This window comes from Pseudomonas sp. PSB11, from assembly GCF_014596605.1.
GTDB lineage: Bacteria > Pseudomonadota > Gammaproteobacteria > Pseudomonadales > Pseudomonadaceae > Aquipseudomonas > Aquipseudomonas umsongensis.
In genome coordinates, this window is record NZ_NOIO01000002.1 from 12222 (window position 1) to 34694 (window position 22473).

Here is a 22473-nt window from a genome sequence, read left to right on the forward strand (position 1 = left end):
CGATGGATGTATTCCAGAGCATGCGATTTTTCCTGGCGGTCGCCCAGAGCGGCAGCTTTACCGCAGCCGCGCATTTGCTGGACACCACCACGACCAACGTTTCCAAGGCGGTCTCCAGTCTCGAGGCCCGCCTGCAAACCCGCCTGATCAACCGTACCACCCGGCGCCTGGCCTTGACCGAAGCCGGCACGCGCTATCTGGAACGCTGCGAGAAGATTCTGGAAGAACTGCGAGATGCGGAGGAGGAAGCAGGCACCGCACAGGTCACCCCCGTGGGCCGCCTGAAGATTCACGCGATGTCGGCCATCGGCAACCACTACGTGATCGACGCCATTGCCAAATACCGCGAGACACACCCCTCGGTCCTGTTTGACCTGGCCTTGACCAATCGGCTGCCCGATCTACTGGAAGAAGGTTATGACATGTCGATCGTGCTGGCGCGCGACCTGCCCGACTCAGGCTTCGTCGCCCAGCGGCTGGGCATCACCTACAGCATTCTCTGCGCATCGCCCACCTACCTGGAAAAACGCGGAGTACCCGACACGCCGGGTTCGCTTGGCACACATGATTGCCTGAGAATCGTCAACACGGTGATGCCGGCCGAGCACTGGGTATTCGAAGGGCCCGAAGGCGTGGAGGCCGTCAACACACCGGTGTCGCCGTTTCACGTCAATACCGCCGATGCCATGACCGTCGCCATCACCCGCGGCATGGGCATTGGCATCCAGCCGATCGCGTCCGCCGTGGCCGGCCTCAAGGCAGGCACCCTGGTTCGGGTACTGCCGCAGTACCATTTTGAAGAGTTGAACCTGTTTGCCATCTACCCTTCACGAAAATTCGTCGATGCAAAAATAAAAACCTGGGTGGAGTTTCTCAAGGACTACCTGCCCGGGTTGCTGGCTGACGATGACAAAATTGCCCGTTCATCAAAACGCCCTGCAAACATCTGAGGATGGAGTGTCGACCCTCCACCGTCACCGCCGTACTCAACCGTTCGAGCACCCAGTGCCCATGACTTGATACTGCATGACATGGCGCAGGCCCTGGGAATCTTCGTAGGTCATCTGCGCCGAAACCGGACCACACTCTGGCGCGACATCGGTCAGGGAAATGACCTTCTTGATGTCCAGTCTCGAACCGTAGGTGTAGGTCTCGATCGGTGGCTTATTGGCCGAAATTCTGGCATGGCTTTCTTCGGCAAAGGCCTGGGCACCGATGCAACTGAGTGCAAGGAAAATCGCGATTCTTTTCATGGGGTTCACCGTCTCGTTCAGGGTGGATGAGTACCTCTGGAACCCTTGGTCCGGGTTCCTTCGGTAGAGACGATGCTAGGGGATTGCCCGGGCGCCAAACAGCGTCCTGGCGGATAAACACTGTTAACAGAATGCGTAGGAATGTGCCGTCAGGGTAAAACTCAAATGGCGCGCTGCCGCTTCAAACGCGACCAGGCTATTGAGAGGGGGTAACGGGTGGATTTTCATACAAGGCAGGTCACGTCGTTATTTTGGTTTTATCGCGGCAGTCTAGCCCCTGTCGTTGCAGGTGCACAGCGGCGAAAAACACACATGCTCAAGGCCACCTCTATCGGCAAGCCTGCCTGTCAACGAAGATAGAGCCTCGGTTTGATTGCACCCGTTTGAGCCTGATGACGCCCGCCAGCATCATCCCGATGCACAGCAGGCCCAAGGCCTGCCCCTTGGCGCTGCGCGAGCGCCCTGTCAGAGTGGTGCCACTTGGCCTGGGCCACCGAATGCTTTCAGGTCCTGGCGACGTTACTTCGCAAAACCTGCCGCCAGGACCGTCTTCACTTCAGCGCCAACGAACCCGGCGTTCGCGCGTCACCCAGTCATTGCATGCCGGCTGCCGCCCATTGCGGCGTGACGGTCGTGTTGTGGCGCTTGGCTCGCTGAGTCAGCGCCAGCATCGTCAAGAAACCGAGCATGATCAGAACCGGGTACGCCATCAACAGGTCGGAGAGCGAGTATTTCCAGGCCAAAGGACGGCCGACGCCGAGCATGGCGGCGTACAGCCACGACACCGCCGATAGTGCCCCACAAAACAGGGCAAGCATTCGGGCGCTGAATCCGAGGTCGAGCAAGGAGCCTGCCTTTTGCAGGGCCGGCAATACCAGTCGGTGCAGCAGAACGCCGTTATAGGTCAGCAGCACGACAATGATCACCTTGGCCTGAAGCTTCGGATTCATGAAGTACTCGAGGCCTTTGTCGAGGTAGTCGATGCCGATGATGGCAGTGCCTGTCACCCATAGACAGATCAACGCAACCACAACAGACTTCTGAAGACTTTCCATGTGCGCATTGTCATGTTCAGTGAACACTGTACGCTTCAATATATCCCTGACCATTGCAATATCACTGGTGAACACCAAACCTATCGCCACACAACAGGCGAGCAAATGAACATACACAACGCCCAGCCGCAAAAACTCCATGAATTCTTTATGTTCGATCAGGCTCATCATTGTATTTATTGCCACGGGAATCTCTCCACCTTGTTCGACAGTACAGATCGGTCAAGCAGCAGTTTTTTCTGTTCGACCTTGCTCATACAGGAAAACCGACCAATAGATTATTATCGATATCCTATTGGTTCAGTCAGGGAGTTGATGACATCTTAGTGACTACCTCTCAATTTTCGGGTAAAAAAATCCCCATCTGCATTAACTGCATTTGAGGTTCTATTTCCGCTTCTTTTTTTCGATTGCGAGAGCCGGCCATGGATGCCGTGCTGCAGGATCAGAGGCCTACAGCGCGCAAATGTTCATTTTTTAACCACAGCACCGACAAGCGGTAGCGGCGTCGGGCGCCACCGACATGGATGATCTGCCACCAACTAACCCGTTGAGGCCCATGACAGCTGAGCTCGTTGGATTACATGAGCGTCGACACTTGTAATTGGATCCACTAGTTGTCATGGAATAAAAAGTGGAGTCAATTGCTAGAGGGCTGGTTGACGCCGCCCGCCCATAAACAGTCATACTATTTTCAGGGTTTGTCGATTTCAAGCATCCCGGGCACAGAAAAAATTCTTGTGCCTGCGGATCAACTTAGCCTCTAGGCATATATGAAACATCGCAACAGTAACAACCCATTATTGAGTATTTAATATTGACTGCGTCTTGGCGACACTGCTTCTCCACACTGTCGCCAAGCGCGTTGGTTTATTTCAAGTCAGACCAACTTCAATGTCACGTTGATGTTGTTGCGGGTGGCCTTGGAGTACGGGCAATACTTGTGGCCGGTGTCGACCAGTTTCTGTGCGGTTTCGCGATCCAGTCCCGGCAGGCTCACATTCAGCCGGGCCTGCAGAAGATAGCCGCCTTCATTGGTACCCAGGTCCACTTCGGCATCCACCGCCACGTCCTTGGGCAGTGCCACTTTCAGTTCTTTGGCAGCCACGCCCATCGCGCCAATGAAGCAGGCTGACCAACCGGCGGCGAACAACTGCTCCGGATTGGTGCCACCGCCGCCTGCGCCCGGGGACGACAGCTTGATGTCCAGGATGCCGTCGGAACTGCGCGAGGCGCCGTCCCGGCCGCCGGTGGTATGGGTTTTTGCGGTGTACAGGACTTTGTCGAGCTGGGTCATGATGATCTCCTGATTGAATTGAGGTTTATGCAATGTCAGGTGAATCAGTCTTCCGGCTTGGTGCCAGGCATTTAATATAGACGGCGGTGCCCGACCCAGCGCCCGATCCGACAAAGGCCCTCCTGCAACACGCAAACTTTGCAGGCGCGAGCAGGCTCGCGATGAAGGTCCACGATTACGCGGGGAGCTTGACACCCCGCGCCGCTCTAAAGTTTTTCGCGAGCATGCTCGCGCTTACTCGCCAACTTGTACTTCACACAATCATCATAAAAACTCTGCCGGACCGCGGCAGGCTTGAGCCGTGTCGGGCTGTCATAAGTTTGTTCGGTAATGCCCATTGCCATCATCCGCATCCATGGCTTGGCAAACTTGTACGCCTGGATTTTTTGCCGTGCCGCATACAGCGAAACCCCGGACAACTTGAGTTCCTGGGCTCTTGCCGCCGTCCCCGCGCCCCAACTGCACATATAAGTATCACCGGGCTTCAGTTCCCTGGCCTGGGCAGAAACTGTAAGACCCGCAACGCTGAAAGAGATCAGCGCGACCCAGACATTGCGCATTTGCATTCCACCTAACCGCCTGAAAATAAAGCGATTCTGGCAACATGCGAGAAATCTGGGGGCCAGCATAATGCCTTCTATGCAATTGATTGACTTGCGTCAGTAACCGAAAGTCATTTTCTTGCGACATTTCAAAACTTTGCTATAGATAAGCTCTCACCGCCAACTAATGAGGCAACGGAATGTCAGTCGCAAAGAAAATGAGTGTGGGGCAACTGACGATGTTGACTGCGGTCAACATGTTGGGCTCAGGCATTGTGCTACTACCGTCGAAACTGGCGGAAGTCGGATCGATATCAATTCTTTCCTGGTTGATTACAGCCACCGGCTCACTGGCATTGGCCTACGCGTTTGCGCGATGCGGGATGCTCAGTCGAAAAACCGGCGGCATGGGGGGATATGCCGAGTACACCTTCGGCAAGGCCGGTAACTACATCACCAACTACACCTATGGTCTCTCGTTGCTGATTGCCAACGTGGCGATCAGCATTACCGCGGTCGGCTACATCCAGGAATTGTTCCACATTGAACTGGACTCACTGCAAGTGGGCCTGGCGACCATCGCATTACTGTGGATCACCACGTTCGCCAACTTTGGCGGTGCGCGCATTACCGGCCGCATTGGTTCCGTCACTGTATGGGGCGTGATTGCACCGGTGGTGCTGGTGTCCACCGTTGGCTGGTTCTGGTTCGACAGCAGCGTGTATGCCGCCGGCTGGAACCCGCACAACATGGCCTGGTACGACGCCGCGGGTGCCTCGGTGGCGATCACCTTGTGGGCATTCCTGGGCCTTGAGTCAGCGTGCGCCAACACCGATGCGGTGGAAAACCCCGAGAAGAACGTACCGATCGCGGTGCTCGGCGGCACCCTGGGTGCGGCAGTGATCTACATCGTTTCCACCAACGTGATTGCCGGCATCGTCGATAACCCGGAACTGGCCGCCTCTACCGCACCGTTCGGCCTGGTCTTCGCGAAGATGTTCACCCCACTGGTTGGCGACATTGTGATGGCCGCGATGGTACTGGCCTGCATCGGCTCGCTGCTGGGTTGGCAGTTCACCATTGCCCAGGTCTACAAGAGCTCGGCGGACACCGGTTACTTCCTGTCGATCTTCGCCAAGGCCAACAAGGCCGGGACGCCCATCGTCGGCATGCTGGTGCTGCTGGCGGCGCAGACGGCCCTGGGTTTCCTCACCATCAGCCCGGACCTCAGTAAACAGTTCGACACGCTGGTCAACCTCGCGGTGGTCACCAACCTGGTGCCGTACATCCTCTCCATGGCCGCGTTGATGACCATGCAAAAGGTCTCCAACGTACCGGCCGGCAAGGCGCTGGCTACCAACATCATTGCCTGGGTGGCGGCGGCCTACAGCTACCTGGCGCTCTACAGTTCCGGCGAACAGGCGCTGATGCTCGGCGGCGTGGCGACCATTTTCGGCTACACCCTGTTCGGCTTCGTCAACAACCGTCTGATTCGCCTTGAAGCACTCAACAACAGCGTGCCGACACAAACCGTCAGCGCGCAGCACATCACTGGCCAACCGGTGCCGGTGAATAGCCTGAAAAAAGCCACTCTGGAGATTCACGCATGACGGAATATAAACACTCACTCGGGATGCTCGCGCTGGTGGTCAGCAACCCAGCGGACAAGCGCACGGTGTTTGGTCGCGCCCTGACTCAATTGGTCAGTGACGTAGAGGGACGTGGCGTCAGCGTACTGGCCTCGGAAAGCCTCAGCGATGCCGCGTCGATCCTGCGGTCGGACCCGGCCGTTCAATGCGTGCTGATCAGCTGGGAAATGGACACCAGCGAAGGTCACGAAGACTGCATCAAGTTGCTGGTCAAGCTGCGCGAGCGCAACACGCGCGTGCCGGTGTTCCTGATCAGCGACCGCACGACCGCCTCGAGCATTCCGCTCCTGGTCATGCAACACGCCGACGACTTCATCTGGCTACCGGAGGACACCAGCCGCTTCCTCAGCGGACGTATCCTGGCGGCCATCGAACGCTATCGCCAGGCCGCCCTGCCGCCCATGTTCGGCGCGCTGGTGAAGTTTGCCCGGTCCTATGAATATTCCTGGCACACCCCCGGTCATGCCGGTGGCACGGCGTTTCTGAAAAGCACGGCGGGTCGGGCGTTCTACGAGTTTTTCGGGGAAAACCTGTTGCGTTCCGACCTGTCGATCTCGGTCGGTGAACTCGGTTCACTGCTCGATCACAGTGGCCCCATTGGCCAGGGCGAGCGCTATGCGGCCAAGGTGTTCGGCGCCCATCGCACGTACTACGTGACCAACGGTTCGTCGATGTCCAACCGCGTGATCCTCATGGCCAGCGTCACGCGTAACCAGATCGCCCTGTGCGACCGCAATTGCCACAAGTCCGCCGAGCATGCGATGACCCTTTCGGGGGCGCTGCCGACCTATCTGGTGCCAACGCGTAACCGCTACGGCATCATCGGCCCGATCCTCCCGCAAACCCTGAGCAGCGAGGGCGTGAAAGCGGCCATCGCCAACAACCCACTGGTCAAGGAAGGTATCGACCCGACGCCGGTCCACGCGATCATCACCAACTCCACCTACGACGGCCTGACCTACAACGTCACCCGCGTCGAAGAACTGCTGGGCCAGAGTGTCGACCGCCTGCATTTCGACGAAGCCTGGTACGGTTATGCGCGCTTCAACCCGCTGTACCGCGACCGCCACGCCATGCACGGCAGCCCGGACGACCACGATGCTTCGAAGCCGACCGTATTCGCCACCCAGTCGACCCACAAGTTGCTGGCGGCCCTGTCGCAGGCCTCGATGATTCACGTGCGCAATGGCCGTAACCCGATCGAACACGGACGCTTCAACGAGTCGTACATGATGCACGCCTCGACCTCGCCCAACTACGCGATCATGGCCTCCTGCGACGTCAGCTCGGCGATGATGGAAGCGCCCAGCGGGCAGATCCTCACCAGCGAATCCATCGAAGAAGCCGTGTCGTTCCGCCAGGTCATCTCACGCATGCACCACGAGATGTCGAGCAAGGACGACTGGTTCTTCACCTGCTGGCAGCCACCCACCGTGCAAGTGGGCAATGCCACGGTGCCGTTCCACGAAGTCGATCCGCTGCTGCTCAAGACCGAGCCCAAATGCTGGGTCCTGCACCCCAACGAGGTGTGGCACGGCTTTGGCGACATCGAGGAAGGCTACTGCATGCTCGACCCGATCAAGGTCTCGGTGCTCAGCCCCGGCATGGGTGACGACGGCAACCTGCTGGCCACGGGCATCCCGGCCTGTGTGCTGACGGCGTACCTCGGACGCCAGGGTATCGTCGTCGAGAAAACCACCGACTTCACTATCCTGTTCCTGTTCTCCATCGGCATCACCAAGGGCAAATGGGGCACGCTGGTCAACGCGCTGCTGGACTTCAAGCGCGACTATGACGACAACGTCGAACTGGAGCTGTGCCTGCCCGACCTGCTGGCCGGTAACCAGACCCGTTACGCCGGCATGGGCCTGAAGGACCTGGCGGACGAAATCTTCGCCGCCATGAAGTTGCACAAGACCACCTCGGCCATGGCCCAGGCGTTCGGCACTCTGCCGCAAGCCGTCTTCAGCCCGGTGGAGGCCTACGAGAAACTGGTGCGCAACGACATCGAACTGGTCACCCTGGAACAAGCCGCCGGGCGTATTGCCGCCACCGGCATCGTGCCGTATCCGCCGGGCATTCCCTTGCTGATGCCGGGTGAGAACGCCGGCGCTGCCGACGGGCCGCTGCTGGCCTATCTCAAGGCACTGGAAGCCTTCGACAGGTCCTTCCCGGGGTTCACCCATGACACCCACGGCATCGAAGCCGAGGCCGGGGTTTATCGGATGCTGGTACTGAAATGAGATAAGCGGGTTTCACACTAACCCCTGTGGGAGCGGGCTTGCTCGCGAAGGCGGAGTGTCAGCCACTGTTTAGTTGACTGACACACCGCCTTCGCGAGCAAGCCCGCTCCCACATCTAGATCTACGTCAGTCCCAAAGACTATGGGCAAATTCGATCACTGCGCTCTATGATTGAATCCCATGACCACCTCTGCCCCGATCCGCCAACCCTGCCCGCCCGGCGCCTGCGACTGCGGGCGTGACCCGCTGCTGGAAACACCGGGTGCGGACGTGCGCATCCTGTTCCTGACCCGCGCGGAGGAAAAGCGCCTGGTCGAACGCCTGGAAAACCTGCAAAGCCTCCAGGACCTCGAGCACCTGCAACGGCGGATGTTCGAGCAATTGGGCATTCGCGTGGCCATCGCTCCCGGTTTCAATGAAGTGCGGACCATGCGCGGTATCGGCATTCACATCGACGAACTGCCAGGACTGTGCCGCAAGACCCGGGCAGCGATCCCGGCGGCGATTCGCCGGGCCATGGAGAAGCGTCCGCAAATCGCCTTCGAGTTGCTCAACGCCAACGACCTGTTGCGTGACGCCTGATCGCCTGTTTCAGCGCTGAGACAGCGACCATACAGCCCCTGTAAAAGAGGATCGGCGGTCGTACGCAAAGTGCGCGGCGCTGCTATGCCTTCTGCAGGGAGCAGTCGTTTCAGGCCAGACAGGATGACACTGGCAGGGCAAACGTGACCGAGGTCCCGGCGCCAACCCGGTGCGCGAAGACAGGCAGGTGCCAATCCCTGGAAGGAGGTGGCAGATGTTGTTCATCGTTAGCTGGAAAATCAGTACGACCAATCGCAACAGTGCGATCGAACGCTTTCTCAAGACCGGTGGTGCGCCACCGGAAGGCGTCAAGATGCTCGGACGCTGGCACGCTGTCGGCGGCGAAGCCGGTTTTGGCGTGGCCGAGGCCGACGATCCCGCATCGATCCAGAAATGGGTACTGCAATGGAGCGACCTGATGACCATGCAGGTCCAAGTGGCACTGACTGACGAACAGATGGCGCCGTTGCTGGCAGCCGCTGCCGGCAAGTAATGGTCTCGAGGCGGCGAGACCTGCTCGCCGCCTCGATTCGAAGCGATGCGACAGAGCGCGTTGAGCACCCTGGAAACGCTCCTTGAGCCTTAGCCTGAACTATCGGTTTTAACTCACTAATTACTGGATATTTCTCGAGACCTACCTACGCTCTTTCGCGTGGGAAACAAATTTCATGGCAGTCAGTTGACTGCTCTCAGGGGAGTTGACACCGGTCGATGGCGACAGCCACCGGTGTCCGTAATGGGAATGCACAAAGGTGACCCCATGCAGCTGAAAAATTGCGCCCTACCCGCCGTCTCATTGCTCGCTCTGTGCTGCCAGCAGGTACAGGCTGGCGGCATCATGCTTTACGAAGTCGCCACCGATAACGTCGGCCTGGCCAACGCCGGTGCCGCCGCCCGGGCCCAAGGCCCCTCGACGATTGCCAGCAATCCGGCGGGCATGAGCTATTTGCCAGGCACGCAGATCACTGCCGGCTTGCAAGTGCTCTACGGCGATATCTCGTTCGATCGCGACGACAGCACCAACGTCTCCGGCAGTGGCAGTGGCAACGCCCTTGATCCGTTGCCCGGAGGCAGTTTTTTCGTCAGCCATGAACTGGACGACCACTGGAGTGTAGGCTTCGGCCAGTACGGCGACTTCGGGTTGGCGGTCAATTACGACAATGACTGGTCGGGCCGCTACTTTTCGCAGAATTCCAGCCTGCTCGGCCTGTCGCTGGTGCCCAGCGTGGCCTACCGCTTCAACGATCAGTGGTCGGTGGGTGTCGGCGTCAAAGCCATGTACGGCATGCTCCAGGCCCAGACCGCCATTGACCGGTCGCCCTTCGGCTTCACCGAACGCGGCGACGGCCAGTTCAAATACAAGGACAAGGATTGGGGCTTCGGCGCCAACGTCGGGGTGATCTACGCCCCACAACCTGGTACCCGCATCGGCCTGACCTACACCAGCAAGGTTGACCTTGAGTTCGAGGACGGCCTGGACATCAAGGGAAACGGCCCGCTACTGCAACGACTGGATGGTACCAACACCAAACTTGATATCACCGTGCCGCAAACCGTGACCCTGAGCCTGTTCCAGCAACTGGACCGGCAATGGGCGCTGCTGGCCTCGGTCAATTGGCAGGACTGGTCGGAATTCGGCGATATCGGTGTCCAGGTCGACACCTCGGCAAACGATGCCCGATCCACCAACATCGACGCCGGTTTCAAGGACACCTGGCACCTGTCACTCGGCGCGCAATACCAGGCCACCGAGCAATGGCTGTGGAACGTCGGCGTGGCTTACGACAGCAGTGCCGTGTCCGACAGCAAGCGTTCGGTGATCGTGCCCATGGCCGAATCCTGGCGCATTGCGACGGGCGCCACCTATGCGCTGAACAAAGACACCGACGTCAACCTCAGTTGGGCCATGGTCTGGATGGGCGACATGCCGGTTGATCAGAGCAAGGACCTGTCTGGCAATAGAATTTCCGGTCAATTCGACAATACCTGGATTCAAGCCGTGACCGGGAACATGACTTGGCGTTTCTGATTATCTGACTACGCTTAGACGAATTACCCAAGGAGCACACAGCACTATGAACCTGACCCGAAAATTGCTCGTCGGCACTGCCCTGGCCGGGCTCCTGCTCGGCGGTTGTACCTCGAAAGTCACCGAGCGGGAGCAGTATTCCGGCTACCTGTCCAACTACAACAACCTTCAGGAAGTCGAAACGCCCAGCGGTGGCACGGCGATGCGCTGGGTCAGCCCTTCGTGGAACCCCGACGCCTATGACACGGTGGCGTTCAACCGCCTGGAGCTCTACCCGGCCCCCAAGCCCAACGAGCGGGTCAACCAGCAGACTCTCAATGACATCCAGAACTACATGACCAGCAAAGCCAAGTCGACACTGGGGCAGAAGTACCGCGTGGTTTCCAGTCCAAGCGCCGCACCCAAGGGAGCGAAAACCCTGGTCATGCGCGCCGCCATCACCGGTGTGAGCGCTTCCAACGAAGGGATGAAATGGTATGAGGTAGTGCCCATCGCCGCCGTCGTTGGTGCTACACAGGCCGCTACGGGTCATCGGGACCAGGACACCGAACTGTTTATCGAAGCGGAGTTCATTGACGCGAAAAGCAACCAGACCGTGGCCAAGGTGGTGCGCAAGGTGTTCGGCAAACAGCTGTCAAACGAAAGCCAGAAAATCACCGCGCAGGATTTCAAGGCGGCGATCGACAAGTTGGGTAGCGACTTCCAGGCCTTCATAAAATAACGCACCTCCTGTAGGCGCTGCCGCAGGCTGCGATCTTTTGATTATAAAAAACAACATCAAAAGATCGCAGCCTGCGGCAGCGCCTACTTCATCCCCACTCGCCGTCGCATCTCGGCTGTAATCGTCTGCCGGGTTTTCTTCAGGTCCGCCCAGGGCTCATCGCCCACTTCGGCCAGGCGTTCATGCGCGTTGTGGATGTTCCACTGGTTGCCGCCCTTGAGCGTTGGGACTTCTTCTCGAAAAATCGGCATCGACACTGGCAGCCCTTCGCGGGTACGCACGGCGTAGGCGCAGATCGTGGTGGCGCCCAAGCCATTACGCAAGTAGTCGATGAAGATCCGCCCCACCCGGTTCTTCGGCCCCGAAACGGCAGAAAAACGCTCCGGCAGCATCTTGGCCATGTGGCTGACAATGGCGTGGCTGAAGTCCTTGACCTCATCCCAGCCATGCTTGCGAGTCAGCGGCACCACCAGGTGGATACCCTTGCCGCCGCTGGTCTTGAGGAACGCCTTGAGTCCCAGTTCGTCGAGCACCGTCAGGGTCAACTGAGTGGCCTCGACCATGCGCTTCCATGGCAGCGCCGGGTCCGGGTCGAGGTCGAGGACGAAGCGGTCGGGTTTGTCGAGGTTGTCGGTGGTGGCGTTCCAGGTGTGCAGCTCGACCGTGCTCATCTGCACCGCACCAATCAAGGCTTCGGCGTTGTTGATCACCATCATCGGCTGGCCTGTGAGTTGCTGGTCGAGGGTGGTGATGCCGGGAATCGCCAGGCGTTCGGCGTTTTTCTGGAAAAACAGTTCGCCAGCGATGCCATCTGGCGCGCGTACCAGCGCCACAGGCCGATCCTTGAGCTGAGGCAGAATCCATTCGGCAACACTGGCGTAGTACTGCGCCAGCTGCACTTTGGTCGCGCCCGTGCTGGCGTCGATCACCCGGTCGGGGTGGGTGATGCGGACCTTGCCCTGCTCAAGACCGATTTGCGAGGGTGCTGGTTCGGCTTTCTTCTTCGAGGCCGTCGGTTTGGCGGCGGCTTTTTTCGCGGGGGCAGTTTTCACGGCAGTCGGTCGCTCCTCGGTAATGTCTTTGGCGGGCTTGTCATCGCGCAGGCCATGGAACACCGCATGGCGCACCGAACCGTCCTTGGTCATTTCGGCAAAGGCCACTTCCGCCAGCAGGCTGGGTTTGAGCCAATGCACAGCCTTGAACTCGGCACCGCTGGGCGGGTTGACCACGGCGGCTTTTTTCGTCTGCAAGGGTATGAGTTGTTGATGAATGCTGTTGAGCGTTGCCTCGGTGAACCCGGTGCCGACCTTGCCTGCGTAGCGCAATTCACCGCTGTCGCGGTCGTGCAACCCCAAGAGCAATGCACCGAAGGCACTGCGTGAACCTTTGGGGTCGGTGAAGCCAACGATGACGAATTCCTGTCGATGCTTGCATTTGAGTTTGACCCAGTCACTGCTGCGCCGGGATACATAGGGCGAACCCAGGCGTTTGCCGATCAGGCCTTCCATTTGCATCTGGCAGGCGCTATTGAGCAGGGCTTCCGGGTCTTCGCCAAAGGCGTCGGAGAAGCGCAGCAATGGGTCTTTGCTGGTTTTGAGTACAGTCGAGAGCGCCGCCCTGCGCTCCTCGACAGGCACCTCGCGCAGGTCCACGCCATTGAGATAGGGCAAATCAAACAGGTAGTAGAGGATATTCCCACTGCGGCCCGCTTCGAAGGCGTTTTGCAAGGCCTGGAAGTCCGGTACGCCTTGCTCGTCGGTCACCACCATTTCACCGTCGAGCCAGGCCGATTCCAGGCCCAGCGCCGCCAGCGCCTTGGCCTGGTCGGGCAGCTTGTGGGTCCAGTCATGACCGTTGCGAGTGAAAAGCTTGACCTCGTCATGGTCGATACGCGCCATGATCCGGTAGCCGTCGAACTTGACTTCATAACTCCACTGTCCGCCCGGGGCCTTTTCCACCAGCGTCGCCAGCTCCGGCTTGATCTGGTCCGGTAGCCTGGCTTTGCGCGCGCCCGTGAGTGGCACGGACTTTTGCTTGGACGTTTCTTTGCGCGTTGGCGCCGCCGGCGGCTTGATGGCCTTGGCTTGGGTTGCCTTGGTCGCCTTGGTTTTTTTGCCCAGGATCGTTCGTTCGCTGAGCACGCTGTCGGGTTCGGCGACCACCACGTCGTAATCACTTTCCGGCCGGGCGGCACCGTCCTGGTGCTTGATCAGGAACCACTGCTCCTGCTTGCCCGGCATGTGCGTGCGCACCAGGTTCCACAGGCCGCCGAGCTTCTCGCCTTGCAGTTCGAACTTGAGCCGGCCCTTGGCATAGGCCTTCGCCGGATCCTCCTGAGGAATCCACACGCCACGGTCCCAGACGATGACATCCCCCGCACCGTAGTGACCTTCGGGAATACTGCCTTCAAAGGTGGCGTAATCAAGCGGATGATCTTCGACATGTACCGCCAAACGCTTGACCTTGGGGTCCAGCGACGGTCCCTTGGGCACCGCCCAACTCTTGAGCGCACCGTCGAGTTCCAGGCGAAAGTCGTAATGCAGGCGCGAAGCATCGTGCTTCTGGATGCAGAACTGCAAGGCATGATCCTTGGTTTTTTTTCTGCCCTTGGGTTTGACGGCGACAGGTTCCGACGTCGCCGAAAAATCGCGCATGCGGTTGTAGTCATCGAGATTTTTGTTCATGGCTCACCCGCGGTTCGCTGCAGGGCGCTGAATCAGCACGTCCCTCTCTCAGCAGAGCGAGCCTTGGCGAAAAAAATTCCATCGCCGTCGAAATTGCCCGGACGGACGGCCCCGTACCGCGGCTGCCGGCCAGCGTTCAAGCGCCTACAATCGGCGGATGCTGCCTCATCTGCGGAGAGCCATCATGCGCACGGTTCACGTCCTCCAGTCCCCACCGGCATCGGTCAATGTCGTTGGCGAAAAGATCACTGTCCTGGCTGGCGGTGATCTCAGCAAACCGTTTGAAATGCATATCCAGGAAGGCGTTCAAGGTGGCGGCCCGCCCCCGCACTTTCACCCATGGGACGAAGCGTTCTACGTGGTCGACGGTCAGGTCGAAGTGACCGTCGAAGGCACCTCCACCACCGTCTCGGCCGGAGGCTATGTGCATATTCCAGCCGGGGCGATTCATGCCTACAGGAACGTCAGCCCCACGGCAAAGATGATCGGCGTGGTCTCCGATCCGCGAGGCGGGCTTTTTTTTACGGCGATGGACCGGTTCAAGGTACCCGAGGATCTTCCGCGGATATTTGAGGTGGCGGAGCGCTTTGGCGTGACCTTCCTGGTGCCCGAACCACCGCCCTCCTGATCCACCGACCTCGCTCTCTGTAGGAGCTGCCGCAGGCTGCGATCTTTTGATTTTTGCGCCTGAAAGATCGCTGAAGATCAACAGATCGCAGCCTGCGGCAGCTCCTACAGAGGCCTTCAGGCTGTGCCCTTGGCCTGCTGTTCCAGATGTACCTGCAAATCCGGATCGATATTCAAGGCAGCCGCCAGTTCATCCAGATAATTGCGCTCGGCATCCTGCTGATCATCCACCAGCATCACGCTGGCCAGGTACATCTCGGCGGCGATGCCGGGGTCGGTTGCCGATTGTGCCACCTCGGCAGGGTCAAGCGGTTTGGCGGCTTCGTCATCAAGCCACTGCTGCAATTGCGGATCATCGGTGTGCCGGGCGATTTCGGCATTGATCATTTGTGTCTCGGCGTCGTCGAAGCGGCCATCGGCTTTGGCCGCCGCGATCATCGCCCGCAGGATCGCGTGGCTGTGTTCCTCGACTTCCGGACCCGTCAGCATGTCCACCGTACGCATCGCCTGCTGCGGCGCCTGTTGTTGCTGCGTGGCCTGACTGCGTTGCCAGGCCTGAAACGCCTGGAATGCCATCATCCCCAGCGAAGCCAGCGCTGCATAATTGGTACCACCGGCGGAGCGCGATTGCGGCGCGCGGCCCATTGACGATCCTGCGCCCAACAAGCCACCGAGCAAGCCACCCAGGCCACCCATGCCGCCAGCGCCCGAACGGCTGGCGCCACCACCGCCCAACAGGCCGCCGAGCAATCCGCCCAAGTCACCCAAGCCACCTTGAGCCGACGCCCCACCGCCGCCCCGTTGCGCCATCGAGCCCTGGCCGGCCCGCAATAATTGTTCGAGCAGATCGCTGGTGTTCATGACGACGTCCTCATCGATGGGAGTGATCCAGTCAGACAACGATAGCCCTCGCGCGTAAATGTGCTACCACCGTCTGGCTGACACATTACCGGTTTATCCGCTGTATTTTTTTACGGCGCAGCTAAGATTCATGGGTGGTGAACCTTATTCCCGGATACCCGGTCGATACTTGCAACCCAACCCGGTTTGCCGCCGCCCGCCAGATGAGGGCGTTGACTGGCTTGCTTCACTTTCTGGAGAACGCCCCCGTGATATCGACCCTACACATCGCCAGGCTTAAAGCCTGGGGCGCCCATGGTTTTACCGCCACCGGCGTGGTCACCGCCTTCCTCGCCACCCTCGCCCTGCTCGAAAACCAGCCCACCAGTTGCCTGCTGTGGCTGGGTGTGGCCTTGATCGTCGATGGCCTGGACGGCGCGCTGGCGCGCAGGGTCAACGTACAGTCGGTGCTGCCGAGTTTCGACGGCTCGATTCTCGACCTGGTGATCGACTACCTGACCTACGTATTCATTCCGGCACTGTTCATCTATCGCTACATCCCGTTGCCGGACTACACACTGCTGCTGACCGTGTCGCTGATCCTGGTGTCGTCGCTGTTCTGTTTCTGCAACGTCAACATGAAAAGCAAGGACAACTACTTCCAGGGCTTCCCCGCCGCCTGGAACGTGGTTGCCCTGTGCCTGTACATCATCGCGCCGTCACCCTGGATCACCTTCCTCACCGTGATCGGCCTGGCCCTGTTGACGCTCACCCGGATGAAATTCCTGCATCCGTTTCGCGTGCGCCGCTTCATGCCGATCAACATTGCCGTGACGGCGATCTGGCTGCTGTGCAGCCTGTCGCTGGTGGTCAACCACCCGGTGATCAACCCCATGGTCATGGGGCTTTGGCTGTTGATGTCGGCGTACTTCCTGGGTATCTGCTTGTGGCGTACGGCGCTTGAGTGGCTCGACGAATCGCGGCTCAAGTAGCGCCATGCCTATTCATATCGTACGGCTCGGCTCCCCGCGAAAACCCGGCGAGGGCCTGCGCCTGGGCACCGTGCGCCGTCCACCCCGCGGTGTACCCAAGGCGGAGTTTGCCAGCCGGGATTTCTACGACGTGTGGCAGCCGCTGCTTTCGCCCAGCCCGGAGCTGGTACACCAGGCCCAGGTCGCTGAAGACGAGAAGGCCTGGAATGCGTTCAGGCGCCAGTTCAAGGCCGAAATGAACCACCCTGCCCCCAGCCAGTTGCTTGATCTGCTGGCGGCTCTTTCGCATCACACGTCCCTGGCCGTTGGGTGTTATTGCGAGGACGAAGCGCATTGTCATCGCTCGGTGTTGCGTGAGCTACTTGAGGCGCGGGGGGCGGTGGTTGTGTAGATACGCTCGCTGCTGTACCCGATCTTCTGTGGCAGCGAGCCTGCTCGCGATGGAAGTCAACGATGACGCGGGGAACCTGACACCCCGCGGTGCTCTCGGTTTTTTCGCGAGCATGCTCGCTCCTACAGTGCTACACCCCCACCCATCATGGTCAATACTCAAGGATTGAAGCCAAGCCAAACAACCGTCGTCTCAACCCCACGGGAGGTTTGTCATGTCTGGTCAATCTCGCTTCATGCTGGTGACTTCGCCGCTGATGGAACACAGCCCTGCTTTCGACCGGGCGGCCGCGCTGGCCAAGGCAGAGGGCGCGGCGTTGCACATCGTGGCCTTCGACTATCTGGAAGGCCTCGCCACGGCTGGCATGGTCAATGAAAAAGCGCTGGAACAGATGCGCCTGGGTTACGTCGATCGCCACCGTCAGTGGCTGGAAGACCAAGCCCGGCCCCTGCGCAAAATCGGCGTAACCGTCACAACGGAAGTAACGTGGGTGCAAAACCCGCTGGAGGAAATCCTGATTCACCTCAAGGAACAGCCGATGGACGTGCTGATCAAGGCGCTGGAGCACCAGTCGTTGCTATCGCGGCTGATCTTCACCCCACTGGATGTGCATTTGCTGCGTGAGTGTCCGGTGCCGTTACACTTCGTCAGCCATGCGGTCAACGCGCTACCGCGCAAAGTGGTCGCAGCCGTCGACCCCTTTCATCGTGATGATCACTACAAGACTTTCAACGACCGCATCCTGCACGAGGCCACGAAACTGGCGACTGCCTGCAATGCCGAGCTCGATGTGGTCTACGCCTATGACCTTTCGTCCATCAGTTCGGACGAATTCGGCTTTGACAACGGCTCGGCGTTTTTTTCCTCGACCCACAACAAGACACTGTATGACGCACAGCTGGAGGCCTTCAACGAATTGGCCCAACGCAATGGCATCGCCGAACCGCAACGGCACATGATCATGGGTAATCCAGCCAAGGTCCTGAGCCGCTATGCCGATACCTTCGACGTCGACGTGATCGTCATGGGCCGTCTCGGCCATCGTGGCATGGGGCGCCTGATCGGCAGTACGGTGGAGCATCTGCTATACAAAATGCCCTGCAGCGTGTGGGTGGTGTACACCGAGCGGCTGGATGAATAGCCGCCCGATGTATTGGCCGAGCCTCAACGCCTGGTGATGACCACCTCCAGGTATTCACTGGGCACCACCATCGACCTGTCGCCCGCCCGGTTCAGGCGGTTGAGCAGTTCGGTCAGGTCGTCTTCCAGGGCCTTGGCGCCATCAGGGGGTAGCGCCGCGAAGGCCTTGTGGATCGGACCGTACCAGCTGCGGAAGGTATCGATGAAGTGCTCGGCCGAGCGATAGCGGAAGTTGAAGGTCCGGCGAGTCACCTGCAACAGGAATTCGCGCTCGTCGAAGTGCTTGTGCAGCCAGGCTTCCGTGCCCCACTGCGAAGGCGGTTGCGCGCCGGGCGGTGGCGGCATGTGCCGGCCCAGGGTCTTGAACATCTGGCCGACGAAACCTTCCGGCGTCCAGTTGGCCAGGCCGATCCGGCCACCGGGGCGACACACTCGCGCCAGCTCCGAAGCGGCCTTGGCCTGGTCCGGCGCGAACATCACACCGAAGGTTGAAAGCACGGCATCGAAACTGGCATCAGCGAAAGGCAACGCTTCGGCGTCAGCCACCTGGAAGGTCACGTTCAGGCGTTCGGCACGGGCACGGTCTTCGCCACGCTCGAGCAATGCAGCCACATAGTCGGTGGACACCACCCGGCAACCGCGACGCGCGGCGGCCAGGGTCGCATTGCCATTACCGGCGGCAACGTCCAGCACCTGTTCATCGCACAACAGGTCGCAAGCCTCGGCCAATTGCTCGCCGACGATCTGCAAGGTAGTGCCGATCACGGCGTAGTCGCCACTGGCCCAAGCGGCCATTTGACGGGTTTTCAAGGCAGTAAGATCAATGGGTGTACTCATGGAGGCAATCTCTGGTTTGGAACAGGATCGGGCACACGCTCACTCAGCCGTCGTGGGATCGATGATGTTCATGACCTGGGAAATGCGATTGGCCGGGAAACCGCCCTGCCGGGCATGCTCCCTGATGAGCTCCTCGTTTGGCGCGATGTACACGCAATACAGTTTGTCGCCTGTGACATAACTCTGCAGCCATTGCACCTCTGGCAACTCGCGCAGCACCTTGCAGGACTTTTGCGAGACGGCTTTCAAATCCCTTTCTGACAGTGCTCCGGCGCCTGGAATCTCGCGTTCAATGACGAACTTGGGCATGGCAACCTCACTTTTCTTATTGATGACAGGGCCAGATGGCCCTGTGGGCAAACTATCGCTCTGACGCTGATCGGCGTCCTGTCCGATCGTCGGCGAACACTGCCCGATCGTCCGGAGAATACACCTTGGGCCGTGACGCGCTCACAATCAGAAACCCCCACACGGGAAAACGCTCATGGATGCCCTGTCACAGACCCTGCGCGTCGTCCGCCTGGTCGGCGCGATTTTCATCAACGCCAGGTTCACCGCCCCCTGGTGCTATCAGTCGCCGAGCGCCGACACGGCGGCACCGTTCCTGGAACCCGGTGCCGAACGGGTGGTGATCTTCCACTTGATTACCGAAGGCGAGTGCTACGTCGAACTGGGCGATGATCCTGCGCTGCTGCTCAACCCCGGGGACGTGGTGATATTCCCCCAGGGCCACGCCCATCGCATGAGTTCCCGACCGGGTTTGACGCCCGCCAGCGGTGCGCGGCTCGACGAGGTGCTGGCGCGGCGCCCGCGGCAGTTGAGTTATGGCGGTGGTGGTGCAGTGACGCGCCTGGTGTGCGGCTACCTGGCCTGCGACACGCGTTTGGCCGGCATGTTGCTGGCAGGTCTGCCGCCGGTGGTCAGGGTCAATGTGCGCGGTTCGAACGCCGGCATCTGGCTGGAATCTTCGGTGCGTTATGCCCTGGCGGAAGCGCGATCGCCAAGGCCTGGCGGCGAAGGCGTGCTGGCGAAACTGGCCGAGGTGCTCTTCATCGAAGTACTGCGCCTGTACATGCACGAACACGGCGAGGGGCGGACCGGGTGGCTGGCCGGCGTAAGCGACCGGATCGTCGGCGCGGCCCTCAACGCCTTGCACAAGAAACCCTGCCACGCCTGGACGCTGGATGAACTGGCGCGCACCGCCGGCACCTCAAGATCGGTCCTGGCGGAGCGTTTTGCGCAACTGGTGGGGGTCACGCCGATGCAGTACCTGACGCAATGGCGCATGTTGCTGGCGGCCAATCTGTTACGCAGCAGTAACAGCTCGTTGATGCGCATCGCCGAAGAGGTGGGTTACCAGACCGACACGGCGTTCAGTCGCGCGTTTCGCCGGGAGTATGGCGCGCCGCCGGCGGCGTGGCGGCGTAGTCAGGGCAATCGATCAATGGCTCACGGTGAGGTGAGCCATTGATATCGCAAAAAGATCGCAGCCTGCGGCAGCTCCTGCAGAGTATGCGTTCACTGTAGGAGCTGCCGCAGGCTGCGATCTTTTGACTTCAAGCCGCTGGAACAGCGGTCTTCGCCTCTTCAAGCAATTGCTGGATCATCTTCTCCTGAGTGTCATAACTACCTTCACCAAAGTGCGTGTACCGCACCTGGCCCTTGGCATCGATCAGGTAGTGGGCAGGCCAGTACTGGTTGTCGAAGTTGCGCCAGATCGCATAGTTGTTGTCGATCGCTACCGGGTAGGTGATGCCGTATTCCTTCACCTTGTCCCGGACGTTGTCGATGATGCGTTCGAACCCGTACTCCGGGGTGTGCACACCGATCACCACCAGGCCGTCTTTCTCATACTTCTTCGCCCAGTCCTTGACGTACGGCAGGGTGTGCTTGCAGTTGATGCAGTCGAACGTCCAGAAGTCCACCAGCACCACTTTGCCCTTGAGCGATTCGTTGGTCAGCGCTGGCGAGTTGATCCACTCCACCGCACCAGCCAGCGACGGCATCGCGCCCTGGGCATTGTCCATGGTCTCGGCCTTGACCTTGCTGACGAAGTAATCGACGACTTTCGGCACGGTTTCCAACAAGCCTTTCTCGACGCTGCTGATACCTTGCGACGAGGTGTTGGCCAGCAGCACATCGTTTGCTCCGGTGGCAATCACCGCCGCACCGGCCAGCACCGCCACACCGGCACCACGACGCAACCAGCCTGTGACCGGGATCGATGGTTTCAGGCGATTGACCAGGCCACGACCAGCGAAGATCAAGGTGCCCAACGACAATGCGCTACCCAGGCCGTAGGCCACCAGCAACAGACTGGTCCCGGCGTTCGCGCCCTGCAGCATGGCGCTGGTGAGAATTACCCCGAGGATCGGCCCGGCGCAGGGCGCCCAGAGCAGGCCGGTAGCGACACCAATCATGATCGAACTCAGCGGGCCGGACAGTGTGCGGCTGTTGGGGTCGATGCGATTGCCCAGCGCCACGAATGGACGCGCCAACCAGTCGCCGACCCGTGCGGAAATCAGCGACAGGGCGAACAGCACCATCACGATCAGCGCCACATGGCGGCCGGTGTTGCTGGCCTGGATCACCCATTCACTGCTGACGACTGCCAGGCTGGAGATCAGGGCAAACGTCAGGGCCATGCCACCCAGGGTCAGCAGGATCGAGGAGCGCGTACGGTCGGCCCCGGCGAACAGGAAGGGAACGACCGGCAGGATGCACGGGCTGAGGACGGTCAATATGCCGCCCAGGAAAGCGATGAGTAACATGGGATCACCTTTTTGATATGTGGGGAGGCATGGGCGGCGTCTGTAGGAGCTGACGAGTGAAACGAGGCTGCGATCTTTTGGTTGTTAAAAAGCAAGATCAAAAGATCGCAGCCTGCGGCAGCTCCTACAGAGTGAGTCGGTGTGCTCAGACCGTCTGGCTATCCAGCAACTTGCCCTGCGGCGTTCGGCTGGAACCGTTTTCGGCGAGCAAGGCATCACCGCCCTTCCCGGCGACCGGCGTCAGCTGAAAGCAGGTGCTGGCGCCGCAAGCGTTTTGTTCTACAGCGGCGTTGGCATGGGCCGCGGCGCCGGCAACGGAGAAAGCAATGGCGGTCAAGAAGCGGGTGACGTTGTTCATGATGTACTCCTGGCTGAATTGGATGCGCTAAGGGTGTTCGCCGGACTCAGTTGTCCGAATTGCAGTTGTCAGCCAATTTGCGGTAGTCCAGTACCTGGGTCTTGCTCTGGGAATCCAGGTAGGTCAGCTGGGCATTCACCACACCGCAGGAAGGCGCGGCATCCTGTTTCAGCGACAACACTTTCTGGATGTCCAGGTGCGTGCCATAGCTGTAGCTCATCGGGGTAACGTCAGCTTCGGCGCGGGCCGACAAGGTGCAGATGTTCAGGGCGGCAAACAGGCAAGCGGCGTAGATGGCTTTGGTGTTCATGGTGGTTCCTCAAGGTTCATCGTTTGTGGGTAGAGGCGCTTGGGTTTGCCTCGATGGAACCTATTAGAAGCCTGCGAGGTATCCCGTATGTGTCGGGAACCGGCGCGTGTAAATCGGTACGTATCTGGGTGGCTGCGGGATACAGAGGGATA

At 59.8% G+C, this 22473-nt stretch carries 23 protein-coding genes; 12 read left to right on the top strand and 11 right to left on the bottom strand.

Annotated elements, in window-relative coordinates; all coding sequences use genetic code 11:
* Positions 1–2 precede the first annotated feature (2 nt).
* On the top strand, positions 3–950 hold the full coding sequence (locus CGA21_RS03040; RefSeq protein ID WP_188263496.1) for a LysR family transcriptional regulator: 948 nt from the start codon (positions 3–5) through the stop codon (positions 948–950).
* Positions 951–986: 36 nt separating this feature from the next.
* On the opposite strand, the gene CGA21_RS03045 is transcribed toward CGA21_RS03040, so the two are convergent.
* The 4 genes from CGA21_RS03045 to CGA21_RS03060 form a co-directional block, all read right to left on the bottom strand.
* Positions 987–1253: a DUF2790 domain-containing protein gene (locus CGA21_RS03045; protein WP_110752963.1), complete on the bottom strand. Its 267-nt coding sequence runs from the start codon at positions 1251–1253 to the stop codon at positions 987–989.
* A 593-nt stretch (positions 1254–1846) separates the two neighbouring features.
* Positions 1847–2494 carry a hypothetical protein gene (locus CGA21_RS03050; RefSeq protein ID WP_110752979.1) on the bottom strand — a complete coding sequence of 216 codons (648 nt, stop codon included), beginning with the start codon at positions 2492–2494 and terminating at the stop codon, positions 1847–1849.
* 694 nt (positions 2495–3188) lie between these two features.
* A complete protein-coding gene (locus CGA21_RS03055) occupies positions 3189–3605 on the bottom strand; it encodes an organic hydroperoxide resistance protein (RefSeq protein ID WP_033039169.1) in 417 nt (138 codons plus the stop codon).
* 206 nt (positions 3606–3811) lie between these two features.
* Entirely contained in the window at positions 3812–4165 is a 354-nt protein-coding gene (locus CGA21_RS03060; protein ID WP_110753147.1) for a hypothetical protein, read from the bottom strand.
* 182 nt (positions 4166–4347) lie between these two features.
* On the opposite strand from CGA21_RS03060, the gene potE reads away from it, so the two are divergent.
* From potE to CGA21_RS03090, 6 genes are all read left to right on the top strand, one after another.
* Entirely contained in the window at positions 4348–5757 is a 1410-nt protein-coding gene (gene potE, locus CGA21_RS03065; protein ID WP_033039173.1) for a putrescine-ornithine antiporter, read from the top strand.
* Positions 5754–8039, top strand: a complete 2286-nt coding sequence (locus CGA21_RS03070; protein WP_110752981.1) for an Orn/Lys/Arg decarboxylase N-terminal domain-containing protein — start codon at positions 5754–5756, stop codon at positions 8037–8039. Before potE ends, CGA21_RS03070 begins: the two co-directional genes overlap by 4 nt.
* A gap of 180 nt (positions 8040–8219) precedes the next feature.
* The gene (locus CGA21_RS03075) at positions 8220–8621 is read left to right on the top strand and encodes a hypothetical protein (protein WP_110752983.1); all 402 of its coding nucleotides are present in this window, start codon (positions 8220–8222) and stop codon (positions 8619–8621) included.
* A gap of 214 nt (positions 8622–8835) precedes the next feature.
* Positions 8836–9114, top strand: coding sequence for a DUF3303 domain-containing protein (locus CGA21_RS03080; protein ID WP_110752985.1), 279 nt, complete (start codon positions 8836–8838; stop codon positions 9112–9114).
* Between the two features lie 267 nt (positions 9115–9381).
* On the top strand, positions 9382–10650 hold the full coding sequence (locus CGA21_RS03085) for an OmpP1/FadL family transporter (protein ID WP_110752987.1): 1269 nt from the start codon (positions 9382–9384) through the stop codon (positions 10648–10650).
* Positions 10651–10696: 46 nt separating this feature from the next.
* Positions 10697–11371 carry a DUF3313 domain-containing protein gene (locus CGA21_RS03090; RefSeq protein ID WP_110752989.1) on the top strand — a complete coding sequence of 225 codons (675 nt, stop codon included), beginning with the start codon at positions 10697–10699 and terminating at the stop codon, positions 11369–11371.
* 83 nt (positions 11372–11454) lie between these two features.
* Here the strand turns inward: CGA21_RS03090 and ligD are convergent, their stop codons facing one another.
* Positions 11455–14055, bottom strand: a complete 2601-nt coding sequence (ligD, locus tag CGA21_RS03095) for a DNA ligase D (RefSeq protein WP_188263497.1) — start codon at positions 14053–14055, stop codon at positions 11455–11457.
* Positions 14056–14239: 184 nt separating this feature from the next.
* On the opposite strand from ligD, the gene CGA21_RS03100 reads away from it, so the two are divergent.
* Positions 14240–14683, top strand: a complete 444-nt coding sequence (locus tag CGA21_RS03100; protein ID WP_188263498.1) for a cupin domain-containing protein — start codon at positions 14240–14242, stop codon at positions 14681–14683.
* Positions 14684–14799: 116 nt separating this feature from the next.
* Here the strand turns inward: CGA21_RS03100 and CGA21_RS03105 are convergent, their stop codons facing one another.
* Positions 14800–15543 (bottom strand): tellurite resistance TerB family protein, encoded by a 744-nt coding sequence (locus CGA21_RS03105; protein ID WP_188263499.1) that lies wholly within the window; start codon positions 15541–15543, stop codon positions 14800–14802.
* Positions 15544–15791: 248 nt separating this feature from the next.
* On the opposite strand from CGA21_RS03105, the gene pcsA reads away from it, so the two are divergent.
* The 3 genes from pcsA (at position 15792) to CGA21_RS03120 (ending at position 18046) form a co-directional block, all read left to right on the top strand.
* On the top strand, positions 15792–16514 hold the full coding sequence (gene pcsA, locus CGA21_RS03110) for a phosphatidylcholine synthase (RefSeq protein ID WP_110752997.1): 723 nt from the start codon (positions 15792–15794) through the stop codon (positions 16512–16514).
* A 4-nt stretch (positions 16515–16518) separates the two neighbouring features.
* Positions 16519–16905: a DUF488 domain-containing protein gene (locus CGA21_RS03115; protein WP_188263500.1), complete on the top strand. Its 387-nt coding sequence runs from the start codon at positions 16519–16521 to the stop codon at positions 16903–16905.
* A 214-nt stretch (positions 16906–17119) separates the two neighbouring features.
* A complete protein-coding gene (locus CGA21_RS03120; protein ID WP_188263501.1) occupies positions 17120–18046 on the top strand; it encodes a universal stress protein in 927 nt (308 codons plus the stop codon).
* A 23-nt stretch (positions 18047–18069) separates the two neighbouring features.
* Here CGA21_RS03120 and CGA21_RS03125 read toward each other — a convergent pair whose 3' ends face one another.
* Together CGA21_RS03125 and CGA21_RS03130 are read right to left on the bottom strand one after the other, a co-directional pair.
* A complete protein-coding gene (locus tag CGA21_RS03125) occupies positions 18070–18882 on the bottom strand; it encodes a class I SAM-dependent methyltransferase (protein WP_110753003.1) in 813 nt (270 codons plus the stop codon).
* Between the two features lie 39 nt (positions 18883–18921).
* Positions 18922–19191 (bottom strand): DUF4242 domain-containing protein, encoded by a 270-nt coding sequence (locus CGA21_RS03130; RefSeq protein ID WP_110753005.1) that lies wholly within the window; start codon positions 19189–19191, stop codon positions 18922–18924.
* Positions 19192–19366: 175 nt separating this feature from the next.
* On the opposite strand from CGA21_RS03130, the gene CGA21_RS03135 reads away from it, so the two are divergent.
* Entirely contained in the window at positions 19367–20353 is a 987-nt protein-coding gene (locus CGA21_RS03135) for an AraC family transcriptional regulator (protein ID WP_188263502.1), read from the top strand.
* An 85-nt stretch (positions 20354–20438) separates the two neighbouring features.
* Here CGA21_RS03135 and CGA21_RS03140 read toward each other — a convergent pair whose 3' ends face one another.
* The 3 genes from CGA21_RS03140 to CGA21_RS03150 all read right to left on the bottom strand — a co-directional run bounded on the left by CGA21_RS03140 (position 20439) and on the right by CGA21_RS03150 (position 22321).
* Positions 20439–21653, bottom strand: a complete 1215-nt coding sequence (locus tag CGA21_RS03140) for a cytochrome c biogenesis protein DipZ (RefSeq protein ID WP_188263503.1) — start codon at positions 21651–21653, stop codon at positions 20439–20441.
* A 145-nt stretch (positions 21654–21798) separates the two neighbouring features.
* The gene (locus CGA21_RS03145; RefSeq protein WP_110753011.1) at positions 21799–22011 is read right to left on the bottom strand and encodes a hypothetical protein; all 213 of its coding nucleotides are present in this window, start codon (positions 22009–22011) and stop codon (positions 21799–21801) included.
* 46 nt (positions 22012–22057) lie between these two features.
* Positions 22058–22321 (bottom strand): DUF2790 domain-containing protein, encoded by a 264-nt coding sequence (locus CGA21_RS03150; RefSeq protein WP_110753013.1) that lies wholly within the window; start codon positions 22319–22321, stop codon positions 22058–22060.
* Between the last annotated feature and the right edge of the window lie 152 nt (positions 22322–22473).

Bases quoted from the DNA above. Each gene is read 5' to 3' on its own strand.
- CGA21_RS03080 (WP_110752985.1), top strand. From the start codon at position 8,836: ATGTTGTTCATCGTTAGCTGGAAAATCAGTACGACCAATCGCAACAGT.
- CGA21_RS03115 (WP_188263500.1), top strand. From the start codon at position 16,519: ATGCCTATTCATATCGTACGGCTCGGCTCCCCGCGAAAACCCGGCGAG.
- CGA21_RS03075 (WP_110752983.1), top strand. From the start codon at position 8,220: ATGACCACCTCTGCCCCGATCCGCCAACCCTGCCCGCCCGGCGCCTGC.
- CGA21_RS03055 (WP_033039169.1), bottom strand. From the start codon at position 3,605: ATGACCCAGCTCGACAAAGTCCTGTACACCGCAAAAACCCATACCACC.
- CGA21_RS03150 (WP_110753013.1), bottom strand. From the start codon at position 22,321: ATGAACACCAAAGCCATCTACGCCGCTTGCCTGTTTGCCGCCCTGAAC.
- CGA21_RS03120 (WP_188263501.1), top strand. From the start codon at position 17,120: ATGTCTGGTCAATCTCGCTTCATGCTGGTGACTTCGCCGCTGATGGAA.
- CGA21_RS03140 (WP_188263503.1), bottom strand. From the start codon at position 21,653: ATGTTACTCATCGCTTTCCTGGGCGGCATATTGACCGTCCTCAGCCCG.
- CGA21_RS03100 (WP_188263498.1), top strand. From the start codon at position 14,240: ATGCGCACGGTTCACGTCCTCCAGTCCCCACCGGCATCGGTCAATGTC.
- CGA21_RS03070 (WP_110752981.1), top strand. From the start codon at position 5,754: ATGACGGAATATAAACACTCACTCGGGATGCTCGCGCTGGTGGTCAGC.
- ligD (WP_188263497.1), bottom strand. From the start codon at position 14,055: ATGAACAAAAATCTCGATGACTACAACCGCATGCGCGATTTTTCGGCG.
- CGA21_RS03090 (WP_110752989.1), top strand. From the start codon at position 10,697: ATGAACCTGACCCGAAAATTGCTCGTCGGCACTGCCCTGGCCGGGCTC.
- CGA21_RS03060 (WP_110753147.1), bottom strand. From the start codon at position 4,165: ATGCGCAATGTCTGGGTCGCGCTGATCTCTTTCAGCGTTGCGGGTCTT.
- CGA21_RS03105 (WP_188263499.1), bottom strand. From the start codon at position 15,543: ATGAACACCAGCGATCTGCTCGAACAATTATTGCGGGCCGGCCAGGGC.
- CGA21_RS03135 (WP_188263502.1), top strand. From the start codon at position 19,367: ATGGATGCCCTGTCACAGACCCTGCGCGTCGTCCGCCTGGTCGGCGCG.
- CGA21_RS03085 (WP_110752987.1), top strand. From the start codon at position 9,382: ATGCAGCTGAAAAATTGCGCCCTACCCGCCGTCTCATTGCTCGCTCTG.
- potE (WP_033039173.1), top strand. From the start codon at position 4,348: ATGTCAGTCGCAAAGAAAATGAGTGTGGGGCAACTGACGATGTTGACT.
- CGA21_RS03040 (WP_188263496.1), top strand. From the start codon at position 3: ATGGATGTATTCCAGAGCATGCGATTTTTCCTGGCGGTCGCCCAGAGC.
- CGA21_RS03125 (WP_110753003.1), bottom strand. From the start codon at position 18,882: ATGAGTACACCCATTGATCTTACTGCCTTGAAAACCCGTCAAATGGCC.
- CGA21_RS03145 (WP_110753011.1), bottom strand. From the start codon at position 22,011: ATGAACAACGTCACCCGCTTCTTGACCGCCATTGCTTTCTCCGTTGCC.
- CGA21_RS03130 (WP_110753005.1), bottom strand. From the start codon at position 19,191: ATGCCCAAGTTCGTCATTGAACGCGAGATTCCAGGCGCCGGAGCACTG.
- CGA21_RS03045 (WP_110752963.1), bottom strand. From the start codon at position 1,253: ATGAAAAGAATCGCGATTTTCCTTGCACTCAGTTGCATCGGTGCCCAG.